Source organism: Massilia jejuensis (assembly GCF_042656795.1).
In the GTDB taxonomy this organism is placed as follows: domain Bacteria; phylum Pseudomonadota; class Gammaproteobacteria; order Burkholderiales; family Burkholderiaceae_D; genus Telluria; species Telluria jejuensis.
The window spans coordinates 112,040-127,505 of sequence record NZ_JBHSMS010000047.1 but is presented as its reverse complement, the minus strand read 5'-3'; the positions used below and the strand labels follow the sequence as shown (position 1 = coordinate 127,505).

At 69.0% G+C, this 15,466-nt stretch carries 13 protein-coding genes; 10 read left to right on the top strand and 3 right to left on the bottom strand.

The genetic code is table 11. From position 1 onward, the window contains the following. The first annotated feature begins 164 nt into the window (after positions 1 to 164). The 3 genes from ACFPOU_RS15900 to ACFPOU_RS15890 are packed head-to-tail and all read left to right on the top strand — an operon-like array spanning position 165 to position 3,735. A complete protein-coding gene (locus ACFPOU_RS15900; protein WP_379723214.1) occupies positions 165 to 1,220 on the top strand; it encodes a branched-chain amino acid ABC transporter permease in 1,056 nt (351 codons plus the stop codon). Beyond that, positions 1,217 to 2,989 (top strand): branched-chain amino acid ABC transporter ATP-binding protein/permease, encoded by a 1,773-nt coding sequence (locus tag ACFPOU_RS15895; protein WP_379723211.1) that lies wholly within the window; start codon positions 1,217 to 1,219, stop codon positions 2,987 to 2,989. The genes ACFPOU_RS15900 and ACFPOU_RS15895 overlap by 4 nt, the downstream gene beginning before the upstream one ends. Further along, positions 2,989 to 3,735, top strand: a complete 747-nt coding sequence (locus tag ACFPOU_RS15890; protein WP_379723209.1) for an ABC transporter ATP-binding protein — start codon at positions 2,989 to 2,991, stop codon at positions 3,733 to 3,735. The genes ACFPOU_RS15895 and ACFPOU_RS15890 overlap by 1 nt, the downstream gene beginning before the upstream one ends. 100 nt (positions 3,736 to 3,835) lie before the next feature. Here ACFPOU_RS15890 and ACFPOU_RS15885 read toward each other — a convergent pair whose 3' ends face one another. After that, positions 3,836 to 4,660 (bottom strand): universal stress protein, encoded by an 825-nt coding sequence (locus ACFPOU_RS15885; protein WP_379723206.1) that lies wholly within the window; start codon positions 4,658 to 4,660, stop codon positions 3,836 to 3,838. A 325-nt stretch (positions 4,661 to 4,985) separates the two neighbouring features. On the opposite strand from ACFPOU_RS15885, the gene ACFPOU_RS15880 reads away from it, so the two are divergent. Both ACFPOU_RS15880 and ACFPOU_RS15875 read left to right on the top strand, forming a co-directional pair. Continuing rightward, positions 4,986 to 5,585, top strand: coding sequence for a CHRD domain-containing protein (locus ACFPOU_RS15880; RefSeq protein WP_379723203.1), 600 nt, complete (start codon positions 4,986 to 4,988; stop codon positions 5,583 to 5,585). A 155-nt stretch (positions 5,586 to 5,740) separates the two neighbouring features. Next, positions 5,741 to 6,796: an NAD(P)-dependent alcohol dehydrogenase gene (locus ACFPOU_RS15875; protein ID WP_379723200.1), complete on the top strand. Its 1,056-nt coding sequence runs from the start codon at positions 5,741 to 5,743 to the stop codon at positions 6,794 to 6,796. Positions 6,797 to 6,864: 68 nt separating this feature from the next. Here ACFPOU_RS15875 and ACFPOU_RS15870 read toward each other — a convergent pair whose 3' ends face one another. Continuing rightward, positions 6,865 to 7,758: a LysR family transcriptional regulator gene (locus tag ACFPOU_RS15870; protein WP_379723197.1), complete on the bottom strand. Its 894-nt coding sequence runs from the start codon at positions 7,756 to 7,758 to the stop codon at positions 6,865 to 6,867. A gap of 287 nt (positions 7,759 to 8,045) precedes the next feature. On the opposite strand from ACFPOU_RS15870, the gene paoA reads away from it, so the two are divergent. The 5 genes from paoA (at position 8,046) to ACFPOU_RS15845 (ending at position 13,808) form a co-directional block, all read left to right on the top strand. Continuing rightward, positions 8,046 to 8,714: an aldehyde dehydrogenase iron-sulfur subunit PaoA gene (gene paoA / locus ACFPOU_RS15865; RefSeq protein ID WP_379723318.1), complete on the top strand. Its 669-nt coding sequence runs from the start codon at positions 8,046 to 8,048 to the stop codon at positions 8,712 to 8,714. Beyond that, a complete protein-coding gene (locus ACFPOU_RS15860; RefSeq protein WP_379723194.1) occupies positions 8,711 to 9,664 on the top strand; it encodes an FAD binding domain-containing protein in 954 nt (317 codons plus the stop codon). The genes paoA and ACFPOU_RS15860 overlap by 4 nt, the downstream gene beginning before the upstream one ends. A 4-nt stretch (positions 9,665 to 9,668) precedes the next feature. Beyond that, complete coding sequence (paoC, locus tag ACFPOU_RS15855; protein ID WP_379723191.1) at positions 9,669 to 11,870, top strand: aldehyde oxidoreductase molybdenum-binding subunit PaoC; 2,202 nt, start codon at positions 9,669 to 9,671, stop codon at positions 11,868 to 11,870. A 96-nt stretch (positions 11,871 to 11,966) separates the two neighbouring features. Continuing rightward, on the top strand, positions 11,967 to 13,583 hold the full coding sequence (locus ACFPOU_RS15850) for a TerC family protein (protein WP_379723188.1): 1,617 nt from the start codon (positions 11,967 to 11,969) through the stop codon (positions 13,581 to 13,583). Positions 13,584 to 13,649: 66 nt separating this feature from the next. After that, positions 13,650 to 13,808, top strand: coding sequence for a hypothetical protein (locus ACFPOU_RS15845; protein ID WP_379723185.1), 159 nt, complete (start codon positions 13,650 to 13,652; stop codon positions 13,806 to 13,808). A gap of 68 nt (positions 13,809 to 13,876) precedes the next feature. Here ACFPOU_RS15845 and ACFPOU_RS15840 read toward each other — a convergent pair whose 3' ends face one another. Further along, complete coding sequence (locus ACFPOU_RS15840) at positions 13,877 to 15,397, bottom strand: FAD-dependent monooxygenase (protein ID WP_379723181.1); 1,521 nt, start codon at positions 15,395 to 15,397, stop codon at positions 13,877 to 13,879. Between the last annotated feature and the right edge of the window lie 69 nt (positions 15,398 to 15,466).

Sequence of the window (15,466 nt, the reverse complement as noted above, 5' to 3'; positions counted from 1 at the left end):
CGATGGTGGAGGGAAACCGGAGCGTGCCTGCGGGCCGCCGCGGCCGGCGCGCGCCACCTTGCCGATAACGAATCACGAAAAGGAGGGCCGTCAAGGCAGGGCCGCGTGCGGGCCGGGGCGACGTTTCGCGCCCGCGCAAGGACCGGCATGCCCCGGGCAGCGGTATGGATTTCACGATTTTCGCCATCCTGACCCAGGACGGCATCGCCAGCGGGGCGGTCTACGTGCTGCTGGCGCTGGCGCTGGTGCTGGTGTTCTCGATCACCCGCGTCATCTTCATTCCCCTCGGCGAATTCCTCGCCTTCGGCGCCCTGACCATGGCCGCCCTGCAGGCGGGCAAGACGCCCGCCAGCGCGGTCTTGCTGTTGGTGCTGGGCGTGGCCGCCTTCCTGCAGGAAGCCCATGCCGCCGTGCGCAGTCCCGCCGGCCAGGTCGACCGCGCGCGCGCGCTCGGCATCGGCCTGGTGAAATTCGTGCTGTTCCCGTGCGCCGTCTTGCTGGCCGCGAGAACCGCCGACGGCGCCAGCTGGCCGATGGCGGCGCAGCTGGCGCTGACCTTCGCCATCGTCGCGCCGATGGGACCGATGATCTATCGCCTGGCCTTCCAGCCCCTGGCCGCGAGCCCGGTGCTGGTGCTCCTGATCGTGGCCGTCGCCGTGCACCTGGCCTTGATGGGGATCGGCCTCGTCATCTTCGGCGCCGAGGGCTCGCGCACGACGCCATTTTCCGATGCCGCCTTCGCCGTCGGCACGCTCGCCATCTCGGGCCAGAGCATCGTGGTGATCGCGACCGCGCTGGTGCTGATCGGCGCCCTGTACCTGTATTTCGACCGTACCCTGTCGGGCAAGGCGCTGCGCGCCACGGCCGTGAACCGGCGCGGCGCGCGCCTGGTCGGCATCGGCACCACCCAGGCCGGGCGCCTGGCCTTCCTGCTGGCCTCGACCATCGGCACCCTGTGCGGGGTACTGATCGCGCCGCTCACCACGATCTATTACGACAGCGGCTTCCTGATGGGCCTGAAGGGCTTCGTCGGCGCCATCATCGGCGGCCTGGGCAGCTATCCGCTGGCGGCCGCCGGCGCCCTGCTGGTCGGCCTGCTCGAAGCCTATTCCTCGTTCTACGCCAGCGCGTTCAAGGAAGTCATCGTCTTCACGCTGATCATTCCGGTACTGCTGTGGCGCTCGATCGTGCATCCGCAGGTCGAGGAGGGCGAAGCGTGACGCGCCACCCATTGACCCTGCTCGCCGTTGCCGCCCTCGTCTTCGGCCTGCTGCCGCTGCCGGCCTACTGGATCACGCTCGGCAACTACATCGGCCTGTACGCGATCGTCGCGCTCGGCCTGGTGCTGCTCACCGGGGTCGGCGGCCTGACTTCCTTCGGCCAGGCCGCCTTCGTCGGCCTGGGCGCCTACGCCACGGCCTACCTGTCGACGGCGCACGGCATCTCGCCCTGGCTCGGCCTGGTGGCAGGGCTGGCGATCACCGCCGCTTCGGCGCTGTTCATCGGGGTCATCATGCTGCGCCTGTCCGGCCACTACCTGCCGCTCGGGACCATCGCCTGGGGCCTGTCGCTGTACTTTCTGTTCGGGAACCTGGAAGCGCTCGGCAAGTACGACGGCCTCGGCGGCATTCCCCCGATCCGCCTGTTCGGCATCGACCTCGGTTCCGGCGAGAAGATGTACTTCCTGATCTGGCTGATCCTGCTGGTCTCGGTCGCGCTGCTGCGCAACCTGCTCAATTCGCGCTCCGGCCGCGCGATCCGCGCCCTGAAGGGCGGCGGCCTGATGGCCGAGGCGATGGGCGTGAACACGGCGGCCATGAAGATCCGCATTTTCGTCATCGCCGCCTTGCTCGCCTGCGTCTCGGGCTGGCTGTACGCGCACCTGCAGCGCGCCGTGAACCCGTCGCCTTTCGGGCTGAACTCGGGCATCGAATATCTGTTCATGGCCGTCATCGGCGGCGCCGGCCACCTGTGGGGCGCGCTCCTGGGCGCGGCCGTGCTCACCGTCCTGAAGGACCAGCTGCAAAGCTACCTGCCCGGTTTGCTCGGTTCGAGCGGCAATTTCGAGATCATCGTCTTCGGCATCCTGATGGTGGTCCTGCTGCAGCACGCACGTCACGGCATCTGGCCCTTCATCGCGCGCTACCTGCCGGCCAGGCCCGACGCGGTCGCGCCGGCGAGCGCGCCGGGCCTGCCGCAGCGGGCCAGGCCGGCCCCGGGCCGGCCGCTGCTCGTGGTCGACAAGGCGCGCAAGCAGTTCGGCGGCCTGGTCGCGGTCAACGACCTGGCGTTTGCCGTGAACAGCGGCGAGATCGTCGGGCTGATCGGTCCGAACGGGGCCGGCAAGTCGACCATGTTCAACCTCGTGACCGGCGTGCTGCCGGCGACGGGCGGCGCGATCCGCTTCGGCGCGGGCGAGCAGCTGCGCCGGATCGACGCGCTGCCCGCGCGCGAGATCGTCAGGCTGGGCATCGGACGCACCTTCCAGCACGTGCACCTGCTGCCGGAGATGACGGTGCTCGAGAACGTCGCCATCGGCGCCCACCTGCGGGCCGGGCAGGGCGTGCTGGCCAGTTCGCTGTCGCTGGAGCGCGCCGGCGAAGCGGCGCTGCTGTTCGAAGCGAAGCGCCAGCTCGAACGGGTGGGCCTCGGCGGACTCCTGTACGAACAGGCCGGCAACCTGGCGCTGGGCCAGCAGCGCATCCTCGAGATCGCGCGCGCGCTCTGCTGCGACCCGATCCTGCTGCTGCTCGACGAACCGGCGGCCGGCCTGCGCTACAAGGAAAAAGAGGCGCTGGCGACCCTGCTGAACAAACTGAAAGGCGAGGGCATGAGCATCTTGCTGGTGGAGCACGACATGGATTTCGTCATGAACCTGACCGATCGCCTGATCGTCATGGAATTCGGCACCAAGATCGCCGAGGGCAGTCCGGCCCAGGTGCAGCAGGACCCGGCCGTGCTGGAAGCCTACCTGGGAGGGATCGACTGATGGCCGCGCCGATCCTGGCAGTGAAGGACTTGCGCGTCGCCTACGGCAAGGTCGAGGCCCTGCATGGCTTGAACATCGTGGTGCCGGCCGGCCGGATCGTCACCGTCATCGGCCCCAACGGCGCCGGCAAGTCGACCATGCTCAATGCTCTGGCCGGCGCGCTGGTGCCCAATGCCTCGGCCACGGGCGCGGTGCTGCTCGACGGCGTCGACGTGGGCGGCTATCCGGTCGAGGGGCGCGTCGCCCGCGGCATGAGCCTGGTGCCCGAAAGCCGCGACCTGTTCACGACCATGAGCGTCGAGGACAACTTGCTGCTGGGCGCCTACACGCGCTACAAGCGCGGCGAAAAGGATTACGCGGCGCAGCTCGACGACGTCTATGCGCTGTTTCCGCGCCTGCGCGAACGGCGTGCCCAGGCGGCCGGCACCATGTCCGGCGGCGAACGCCAGATGGTGGCGCTGGGGCGCGCCCTGATGGCCAGGCCCACGCTCCTGATGCTGGACGAACCCAGCCTGGGGCTGGCGCCGCTGATCGTCAAGGAGATCTTCCGCGTCATCGTGCGCCTGAAGGAAACCGGGGTCGGCATCCTGCTGGTCGAGCAGAACGCGCGCGCCGCGCTGCAGGCGGCCGACTACGCCTATGTGCTGGAAACGGGCGGGGTCGTGCTGGAAGGGGCGGCCGCCGACCTGGCGAACGACCCGAACGTCATCGCTACCTATCTGGGACTGAACAAGAAGCAGGCATGAGCGTGGAACCGGCCATTCACGGTGATGCGCACCGTGATGCGCGCGGTGATGCGCAGGCATCGGCGCGACCCCGGTCCCGGCCGGCGGCGGCCGCCGCCGGCTAATGCGCGACGAGCACCGGCAACTCGCTCTCCTGCAGCAACACCCGCGTCACCCCGCCCAGCACCAGCTCGCGGTAGCGGCTGTGTCCGAATGCCCCGGCCACCAGCAAGCCCGCCCCGCAGTCGCGGGCGACGCCGAGCAGCGCTTCGCCGACCGGCCCGCGTGTCTCTTCCTTCACCACGTCGACGCGCACGCCGTGGCGCGCCAGGTACAGGGCCATGTCGGCGCCGGGTTCCTCGCCGTGCAGGCCCGACTCGGCGTCGGCGTTGACCAGCGCCAGGCGCACGCTGCAGGCGCGCACCAGCATCGGCAAAGCCGCGTGGATGGCGCGGATCGCCTGCGCGCTGCCATCCCAGCCGACCACGATGTCGTCGCCGAGGGGCGCGCCGGCGTAGCCTTCCGGGACCACCAGCAGCGGCCGCGCGCCATGCACGGCCACGTACTGCGGCAGGCCGCGCACGGTGTCGAGCCCGCGCGTGTCCTGGCTGGTGACGACCAGGTCGGCATAGCGCGACTGCAGCAGCAGGGCGCGCCGGTGGTCGTCCTCGACCAGGCGCTCCTCGACCGACTCCGCCCCGAGCCGGCGCGCGCGTTCGGCGAAGCTGCGCAGGCTGGCGCGCGCCGTGTCGCACATGGCGTGGAATTCGTCGATCGGCGTGACCGCCATCGAGCCGGTCAGCAAGGCGTACGAGGGCCAGGACATGCCGGTGGCGGCGCTGCCGACCAGATGGGCGTCGAAGGCCTTCGCCAGCAGCGTGGCCGCGCGCAGGCGCGCTTCCATGCCGCGGCCGTCGTCGACGTGCACCACGATTGTTTTGTACATGTCGTCTCCTTGCGCAAGGACACAGTGGGAAAAGCGTTTTCGCCATCACGAGTGTACGCCTGGCCGGCCGCGCCGTCTCGCGCACGCGCGACAATGCGCAAAGGCGGGCGCAGTAGACGCTCGTGGCCGGCCGGCGGCGGGCATCGGGCAAGCGACGCCGGGCAAGCGGGAAGAGTCCACGAGGCATCGAGCGATGACGGCCGGTATCGATCGCGTGTCGACCGTCTTTACAGCTCGGCAGTGCGCGCGCCGCCCGACGCCCCGTGCGCCCCGATCGGCACGTTTTATGCTCGCTACAAGGCACACCCATTTCGGAGGATTCGTCATGAAACGTCTTGTTCTCGGTTTGTCCACCTCCTTGCTGCTGTGCTGCGCCGGCATGGCGAATGCCGCCGTGATCAAATACGGGGCGGCACTGAGCGGTCCGGCCGAAGATCCCCGCAACGAGTCGCCCGCCACCGGCCGCACCACGGTCCTGATCGACGAGGCCGCCAACACGATGACGTTGCGGGCCACCTTCTCGGGCCTGCTGGGCCCGACCACGGCCTCGCACATCCACTGTTGCACCGTCGATCCATTCACCGCCCGAGCCGGGGTGGCGACCGCGCTGCCTTCCTTTTTCGCCTTTCCCATCGGGGTGACGGAAGGGACCCATCGCGAAACCTTCGACCTGTCGAATGCCGCGACCTATAACGCCACTTTCATCGCCGGCAATGGCGGCACCGTGGAAAGCGCGCGGCTGGCCTTCCTGGCCGGACTGGCGTCGGGACGCAGCTACCTCAACATCCACACGACGGCCTTTCCCGGCGGCGAGATCCGCGGCTTCCTGACCGAAGTGCCGGAACCGGGCAGCCTGGCCCTGCTCGGCCTGGGCGCGCTGGGACTGGCGACGCTGCGGCGCCGCGCCGCGCGCCTGGCGCGCTGAGCGCGGTCCTGGCGCAGGACCCGGACCCGCCGGCACCGTGCCGGCGGGTCCATTCATGACGCCAGTTCATAAGCGTATGTCATTAATGCGCCCTTATCATGGGTCCCCGGCCGGGTTAGAGTCGCCGCATCGACACCCAGCCAGGAGAAACACCCATGGATGTACGCGCCTATGCCGCCACTTCCCCCACTTCCGATGTGGCGCCGCTCACCGTCGCGCGCCGCGCGCCGCGGCCAAGCGATGTCGTCATCGACATCCTGTATTGCGGCGTCTGCCACTCCGACCTGCACACCGCCCGCAACGACTGGGGCAATTCGATGTATCCGGTGGTGCCCGGCCACGAGATCGTCGGCCGCGTGGTCGGCGTCGGCGCCGGGGTCACGCGTTTCAAGGAGGGCGACAGCGTCGGCGTGGGCTGCATGGTCGACTCCTGCCAGCACTGCGCGCCCTGCGAACACGGCTACGAACAGTATTGCGAGAACCAGGCCACCTACACCTATAACGGGCTCGACCGTCACGACGGGACGCCGACCCACGGCGGCTACTCCGAGCGCATCGTCGTCTCGGATAGGTTCGTGCTGAAGATGCCGCAGGGACTGGACCTGGCGGGCGCCGCGCCGCTGCTGTGCGCCGGCATCACCACCTGGTCGCCGCTGCGCCACTGGAAGGTCGGCCCGGGCAGCAAGGTCGCCGTCGTCGGCCTCGGGGGGCTCGGCCACATGGCGCTGAAACTGGCCAATGCGCTGGGCGCGGACGTGACCCTGTTCACGCGCTCGGCCGGCAAGGAAGACGATGCCCGCCGCCTCGGCGCGCACCGGGTGGTGCTGTCGACCGACGACGGCGCGATGGCCGCGGTCGCGGGCCGGTTCGACCTCATCATCGACACCGTGCCCTACGTGCACGACCTCAATCCCTACATTCCGACCCTGGCCACCGGCGGCACGCTGGTCCTGGTCGGCTACCTGGGCGAACTCGAGCCGGCCCTGAACACGGTGCCGATGGTCATGAACCGCAAATCGGTCGGCGGCTCGCTCATCGGCGGCATCGCGGAAACCCAGGAGATGCTGGACTTCTGCGGCAAGCACGGCATCACCGCGGACATCGAGACCATCGCCATCGAAGAGATCAACGGCGCCTACGAGCGCATGCTGAAAAGCGACGTGAAGTACCGCTTCGTGATCGACATGGCCTCGCTCAAGGCCGGCGCCTGAGCGGGACAGGCATGCGGCATCGGCTCCCGTTCCCGACCGCGCCGCGTGCGCGCCGGGGCGCGCGTTCCTTAAGCCCTGTGGCGGATCGCGTCGATCACCAGGCCCAGCGCGCGCGAGGAATGGCGCCGGCTGGGGTAGTACGCATGCAGGCCGGGCCAGAGCGGACACCAGTCTTCCATCACGCTGCGCAGGCGCCCGGCGGCCAGGTGCGGCGCCACCAGTTCGTCCGGCAGGAAGCCCAGGCCGGCCCCGTCCAGCGCCGCTTCCAGGATGTGGCCCGCATCGGTGAACACCGCCTGGCCGCGCACCCGCGCTTCGACGTCCCGGCCCTCATGGCGCAGTTCCCAGGCATAGATGCCGCCGCTGCTGGCCAGGCGCAGGTTGATGCAGTTGTGCTGCATCAGATCGGCCAGCGAGGCGGGCGCCGCGCGATCGGCGAAATAGAACGGCGCGCCGACGATGCGCATGCGGATGTCGGGCGTCAGGCGCACGGCGATCATGTCCTTGTCGACCTGGTCGCCGTGGCGCACGCCGATGTCGTAGCGTTCGGCGGCGATGTCGACGATGCGGTAGTCGGCGCTCAGTTCGACGTGCAGGTCCGGGTGGAGCGGCAGCAGGGGCGCGATGCGCGGCCACAGCACGCTGGAAATGACATGGTCGACGGCGGTGATGCGGATCGTGCCCGCCGGCTTGCCGCCCAGTTCGCTGATGGCGGCGATTTCCGCCTCGATCTCCTCGATCCGCGGCGCCACGTTCTGCAGCAGGCGCTCGCCGGCTTCGGTGAGCGAGACGCTGCGCGTGGTGCGGGTGAGCAGGCGCACCCCCAGGCGCGCCTCGAGCGCGCGCACGATGTGGCTGAGGGCCGACTGGGTCATGCCCAGCCTGGCGGCGGCGCGCGTGAAATTGCGCTCGCGGGCGACGGCGAAAAAGACCAGCAGGTCGTCGAGGTTGTCGCGGGCCATGGGGGCGGGCTCCTGGAATCGGTCGGGCAGTCGATGAGAATTTTCACTGATTCTAACAGCCGATTCATGCGTTCCGCTCATGAATCCGTGCCAGCCCAGCCCGCTGCGAACCGGGCGCCACGGCGCCAGGGCGCACCACGCCGGTGCGCGGTCAACCGTGCCGCCCACCTTCATGAATGTCTTTATCATAAGACGACTTCCCAGAGGGCCGCTCGCGCGTCCCGGCTGGAAACCATCCACGCCGGGCGCTGCGACGCGCCCACACTTCAAAAGGCTTGACGAACATGATGGACGACTTGAGCGACTTGAAACTGTCGCGCCGCGACTTGCTGAAAACCGGGGCGGCCGCCGCGACCGCCGCCGCCACCGCCATGCCCGGCACGGCCGCGGCCCAGGCGGGCGCGCGCCAGCCCGTCAATCCGCCGCCGGCCAGCGCGAAGACCACGCTGCGCGTGAACGGCCAGCGGCGCGAGCTGGACGTCGACACGCGCACCACGCTGCTCGACGCCCTGCGCGAACACCTGAAACTGACCGGCACCAAGAAGGGCTGCGACCAGGGCCAGTGCGGCGCCTGTACCGTGATCGTCAACGGCCGCCGCATCAACTCCTGCCTGAGCCTGGCGGTCATGCACGACGGCGACGAGGTCACGACCATCGAGGGCCTTGGCACCCCCGGCAAGCTCCATCCGATGCAGGCGGCCTTCGTCAAGCACGACGGCTACCAGTGCGGCTATTGCACGCCGGGCCAGATCTGCTCCGCGCTCTCGGTGATCGAGGAAATCCGCGCCGGCATTCCGAGCCACGTGAGTGCCGACCTGAACGTGAAACCGCTGCTGAGCATGGATGAAATCCGCGAACGCATGAGCGGCAATATCTGCCGCTGCGGCGCCTATTCGAACATCCTCGACGCGATCGCCGAAGTCGCCGGCGCGCCACGCCAGGAGAAAAAAGCATGAAGGCCTTCACTTACGAACGCGCCCGTTCCCCGGCCGAGGCGGCCGCCGCGGCCGAGAACAACCCCGGCGCGCGCTTCATCGCCGGCGGCACCAACCTGCTCGACCTGATGAAGCTCGAGATCGAGGCGCCACCCCACCTGATCGACGTCAACGGCCTGAAACTCGACCGCATCGAGCCGGTCGAGGGCGGCGGCCTGCGGGTCGGCGCCCTGGTCCGTAATACCGAGCTCGCCAGCGACGCGCGCGTGCGGCGCGACTATGCCGTGCTCTCGCGCGCCCTGCTGGCCGGCGCCTCGGCCCAGCTGCGCAACAAGGCCACCACCGCCGGCAACCTGCTGCAGCGCACCCGTTGCCCCTACTTCTACGATACCAATCTGCCCTGCAACAAGCGGATGCCGGGCAGCGGCTGCTCGGCCATCGGCGGCTATACGCGCAACCACGCGATCGTCGGCCAGAGCGAGGCCTGCATCGCCACCCATCCGAGCGACATGGCGGTAGCCATGCAGCTGCTCGACGCGGGCGTCGAGACGGTGCGCGCCAACGGCAGCACGCGCGTGATCCCGATCGCCGACTTCTATCGCCTGCCGGGCACCACCCCGCATATCGAGACGACCCTGCAGCCGGGCGAACTGATCACCGGCGTGGTGCTGCCGCGTCCGCTCGGGGGCTTCCATACCTACCGCAAGGTGCGCGACCGCGCCTCGTATGCCTTCGCCCTGGTGGCGGTGGCCGCCGTCGTCCAGAAAGACGGCAGCGGACGCGTCGCCCTCGGCGGCGTGGCGCACAAGCCCTGGCGCGTGCCGGCGGCCGACGCGGTCCTGCCGCGCGGCGCCCGCGCCACGCTCGACACCCTGCTCGCCGGCGCCAAGACGACGAGCGAGAACGCTTACAAGGTCCCACTCATCGGGCGCACGCTCGAGAGCGTGCTGGCCGACGCAAAGAAAGGCTGAGGGCATGAAATTCACCACACCCGCCACGACCAACCCGATCGACCAGCTGAAGGTCGTCGGCAAACCGCTGGACCGCATCGACGGTCCGATGAAAACCACGGGCACCGCGCCGTACGCCTACGAGCAGCACGCGGCGGCCCCGAACGCCGCCTACGGCCATGTGATCGGCGCGGCCGTCGCCAAGGGCAGGATCGCCTCGATCGACAGCGCCGCCGCGAAACGCGCACCCGGCGTGCTGGCGGTCGTCACGTATGAAAACGCCGGCAAGCTCGGCAAGGGCAAGTTCAACACGGCGCACCTGCTGGCCGGCCCCGAAGTCCAGCACTACCACCAGGCCGTGGCCGTGGTGGTGGCCGAGACCTTCGAGCAGGCGCGCGCCGCCGCCGGCCTGGTCAAGATCGAATACGTCAAGACTAAAGGTGCATACGACCTGAAAGAGGTCAAGGGCAGCGCCAAGCTGCCGAAGAAGGAAGACAAGCCGGAATCGAAGGTCGGCGACTTCGCCGCCGGATTTGCGAGCGCGCCGGTCAAGCTCGACGCCACCTACACCACGCCCGACCAGTCGCACGCGATGATGGAGCCGCATGCGTCGCTGGCGGTGTGGGAAGGGGACAAGCTCACGCTGTGGACGGCGAACCAGATGATCGACTGGGGCAAGGGCGACCTGGCGAAGACGCTCGGCATTCCGAAGGAGAATGTGCGCCTGATTTCGCCGTATATCGGCGGCGGCTTCGGCGGCAAGCTGTTCCTGCGCTCGGAAGCTTTGCTGGCCGCGCTCGGCGCGCGCGCCGCGGGCCGTCCGGTCAAGGTCGCGCTACAGCGGGCGCTGATCTTCAACAACACCACGCACCGCCCGTCGACCATCCAGCGCATCCGCATCGGCGCCACGCGCGAAGGACGGATCACGGCCATCGCCCACGAGAGCACCTCCGGCGACTTGCCCGGCGGCCAGCCGGAAACGGCGGTCCAGCAGACCCGCTTGCTGTATGCGGGCGCGAACCGGTTCACGCAGCTCAAGCTGGCCGTGCTCGACTTGCCGGAAGCGAACGCCATGCGCGCGCCGGGCGAAGCGCCGGGGATGATGGCGCTCGAAATCGCCGTCGACGAGATGGCGGAAAAGCTGAAAATGGACCCGGTCACCTTCCGCATCGTCAACGACACGACGGTCGACCCGGAAGAACGCTCGCGCAAGTTCTCGCAGCGCCGCTTCGTCGAATGCATGCGCCAGGGCGCCGAGCGCTTCGGCTGGAAGAACCGCAGCGCCGAACCCGGCAAGCTCCGCGACGGCCGCTGGCTGGTCGGGATGGGCGTGGCCTCGGCCTTCCGCAACAACATGAACATGAAGTCGGCCGCGCGCGCGCGCCTCGAGCGCAACGGCGTGGTCACGATCGAAACCGACATGACCGACATCGGCACCGGCAGCTATACCATCATCGCCCAGACCGCGGCGGAAATGATGGGCTTGCCGATCGAGCGCGTCGTGGTGCGCCTGGGCGACTCCAGCTTCCCGGTATCGTCCGGTTCGGGCGGCCAGTGGGGCGGCAACTCGTCCACCGCCGGCGTGTACGCGGCCTGCGTCAAGCTGCGCGAGGCGATCGCCGCCAAGCTCGGTGTCGACCCGGCCATGGCCGAGTTCATCGACGGCGGCGTGCGCGCCGGCGGCAAGACGGTGCCGCTGGCCCAGGCCGCCAGGGACGGCGAAATCAGCGCCGAGGACATGATGGAATACGGCGACCTCGAAAAGAAAATGCAGCAATCGACCTTCGGCGCCCATTTCGTCGAAGTCGGGGTCGACGCGGCCACCGGCGAAGTACGGGTGCGGCGCATGCTGGCCGTCTGCGCGGCCGGGCGCATCCTCAATCCGAAATCGGCCCGCAGCCAGGTAATCGGCGGCATGACGATGGGCGTGGGCGCGGCCCTGATGGAGCACCTCGTGGTCGACAAGCGTATCGGCTTTTTCGTCAACCACGACCTGGCCGGGTATGAAGTGCCGGTACACGGCGATATCCCGCACCAGGAGGTGATCTTCCTCGACGAGACCGATCCGACCAGTTCGCCCATGAAGGCCAAGGGCGTCGGCGAGCTCGGTATCTGCGGGGTGGCGGCGGCGGTGGCGAATGCCATCTACAATGCCACCGGCGTGCGCGTGCGCGATTATCCGATCACGCTCGACAAGCTGTTGCCGAAGATGCCGGCCTACGTGTAAGCCCCGGCCGGCCGGGACCGGTCCGCATGCGGCGCCGGTTCCCGCGCATCTCGCGCCGCAAGGGAACAACATCGCATCGAGGAGGCCAGGCGCAGCATGGAATGGTTTGTCGACCCGAACATCTGGATAGGGTTTGCCACGCTCGTCGTCCTCGAGATCGTCCTTGGCATCGATAATCTGATTTTCATCGCCATCCTCGCGGAAAAGCTGCCGCCCGAGCAGCGCGAGCGCGCGCGCTTGCTCGGCCTGCTGCTGGCGATGCTGATGCGGATCGCCCTGCTGACCATGGTGTCCTGGCTCGTCACCCTGACCGCACCCCTGTTCTCGCTGGGCGGCCTGGTCTTTTCCGGGCGCGACCTGATCTTGCTGGCGGGTGGCTTGTTCCTGCTGTTCAAGGCCACCATGGAATTGCACGAACGCATAGAAGGCAGGGCGGCGCAACGCGGCGGCGTCGTCGACTACGCCGCGTTCGGGGTGGTCGTGGCGCAGATCATCGCCCTCGACGCCGTGTTCTCGCTCGACTCGGTGATCACGGCGGTCGGCATGGTCGACGAGCTGTGGGTGATGATGGCGGCGGTCGTGGTGTCGATGGGCGTGATGCTGTTCGCCTCCAGCACGCTGACCCGGTTCGTCGACGCCCACCCGACCGTCGTCGTGCTGTGCCTGAGTTTCCTCCTGATGATCGGCCTGTCGCTGGTGGCCGAAGGCTTCGGCTTCCACATTCCGAAGGGCTACCTGTACGCGGCGATCGGCTTCTCGGTCGTGATCGAAGCGCTGAACCAGCTCGCGGGCCGCAGCCTCGCCAGGGAAGAAGCGCGCTTGCCGCTGCGCGAGCGCACCGCCGACGCCATCCTGCGCATGCTGGGCGGGAAAAGCGAGCCGCCCGGCGCGCCCACGGCACCGGCGGCGGCGCGTCCGGCCGACGCCTTCGAGCCGGCCGAGCGCAACATGGTCAGCGGCGTGCTGAGCCTGTCGCAGCGCTCGATCCGCACGATCATGACCAACCGCGCCGACATTTCCTGGATCGACATCGACGCCAGCGCCGAGGTGATCCGCGGCCAGATCATGGTCACGCCGCACAGCTTCTTCCCGGTCTGCAAGGGGCAGCTCGACGAGATCATCGGCGTGGTGCGCGCGCGCGACCTGATGGCCGACCTGGCCCTGGGCGGGCGCATCGACCCGGCCCATCTGAGGACGCCCATCATCATTCCCGAGACGGGCGACGTGCTGCGGGTCATGGATACCCTGAAGCGCTCGCATGGCCAGCTGGTCCTGATCGCCGATGAATACGGCACCCTGCAAGGACTGGTGACGCCGATCGACATCCTGGAGGCGATCGCAGGCGAATTCCCCGACGAGGACGAGCAGCCGGCCGTGGTGCGACAGGCGCCCGGCCGCTGGCGCATCGACGGCGCGGCCGACCTGCATTACGTGCAGCAGGAGCTGGGGATCGATGCGCTGGTGAGCGAGAGCGACGATTACGCCTCGATGGCCGGCTTCATGCTGGAGCGCCTGGGGACGCTGCCGGCGGTGGGCGAACGCGTCACGCTCGACGACCTGCGCTTCGAGGTGGCCGAGGTCGAGGATCGGCGCATCGCCGCCGTGCTGGTGACGCGGGTGGAGCCGCCGGCCGGGCGCCGGCCCGGCCGCACGCAGCGCGGGCCGGGCGTGCCGGGCACGCGCGCCCAGGCGCGGCCGACGGGACCGCCATAGCCGCGTCGCCACCGTGGGCGCGTCGCCGCAGGCCGCCCACACCAACATTGTCAGGAGGAAAATACCATGTCACGTGGAGATAAATCGTCCTATACGGATAAGCAAAAGCGTCAGGCCAAGCATATCGAGGAAAGTTACGAGAAGAAGGGCACGCCGCCGGCCGAGGCGAAACGGCGCGCCTGGGCAACCGAGAACAAGGTCTCGGGCGGCGGCAAGAAACACTAAGAACCTATTCCAGCGGGAATCAGCAACGACGGATTTCTGCTGGGATGGCTTCCAAGGATGGCGCTGCGTCATAAGCGCAAGCCATTCGCCCGCAGGTAGCCGTCGAGCACGTCGATCGACGGCGTCCCCGCGGCCAGCCCGACATAGGTGTCGGGCCGCAACAGGTAGCAGGCCCCGGGCGCCAGGCCAGCCGCCGCGCAGCCGGCATGCCATTCGTACTGGCGCAGCGGCACGCCGTGCAGGGCGCACCAGGTGATCACGTCCGGGCGCGCGCTGCCGTACAGGTGGGCCTGCCAGCCGGGCTTGGGCAGGGGCGCGAAATTGTCGCCGGTGTCATAGGCAACCCAGGGCAGGCGGTCGCCGCCGCGCACCCTGCCGGCACGGCCAGCATTGAGCGGCGCGTGGCGGTAGCGCAGCAGCGTTTGCGAAATGGTGCGGAAAAAATACTCGCGCGCGGAAGGCAGCCTGCCGATCAGGGGCATGATGCTCGGCACGATTCCCGTGCGCACGATCTCCGCGACGGGCCCGTCGGCCGTGAGGAAGCCGAAGGCGCGGTCGGTGGTGGCCACCAGGCGCCGCGCGCAGGGCAGGCGTTCGGCTTCATAGCTGTCGAGCATGCTTTCCGGCGCCTGGCCCTGGAGCACGGCGGCCAGCTTCCAGGCCAGGTTGACGGCGTCGCCGATGCCGCTGTTCATGCCCTGGCCGCCGGCGGGACTGTGGATGTGGCCGGCGTCGCCGACCAGGAAGGCGCGCCCGCGCCGGAAGTGTTCGGCAATGCGGTGGTGCACGCGGTAGGTCGCGAACCAGTCGACCCGGGTGACCTTGATCATCAGGTTGTCGATGGCGCGTCCGGCCACGTCGGCAAACTGCAGCGATTCGGCGCGCTCGGCCAGTTCCTCGCGCACCGTGCCCACCAGCCGCCCGCGCCCGCCGGGGGCCGTCGCGAACACGACCAGCAGGTCGGATTCGTCCAGGTCGACGTTGAGCTCGCCGTTCAGGGCCGGGCTGTCGCCCTCGATATCGGCCACGTAGAACATCTGGCGGTAGGCGCCGCCCGGAAAACCGACGCCGATGGCATTGCGCACCGCCGAACGGGCGCCGTCGCAGCCGATCAGCCAGCGCGCGGCGCAGCGTTCCTCGACGTCGTGCAGGTCGTGCAGCCGGGCCACCACATGGTCGCCATGTTCGTCGAAGCCGGACAGGGAAACATTGCGTTCCACTTCCAGTCCCGCTTGCGCCAGGCGCTCGACCAGCAGCCGCTCATGCCTGTCCTGCGGGTAGATGTGCAGGAAAGGGTAGGGCGTCAAGCCGGCGCCGACAGCCCCCAGCGCGATGCGCGCGCGATGCTTGCCCTCGGCCCAGAGGTTGAAGTAGTCGATCGGGTAGCCGGCCTCGAGCACGGGTTGGGCCAGGCCGAGCTGGCGGTAGAGTTCGAGCGTGCGCGCCTGAATCGCCAGCGCGCGCGACGTCGTGCCGGGTCCGCCGGCGGCGTCGACGATGCGCACGTCGACGCCCATGGCCTTCAGCCACAGGGCCAGCACCAGCCCGCTCGGGCCGGCGCCCACGATCAACACGTCCGATGCTTTCATGGCGTCTCCCTCGCAGCTCCTGCAGCCATCCTACGCCGGCGGCTTCTTCTTCGCACGCGTGCCTGGCGT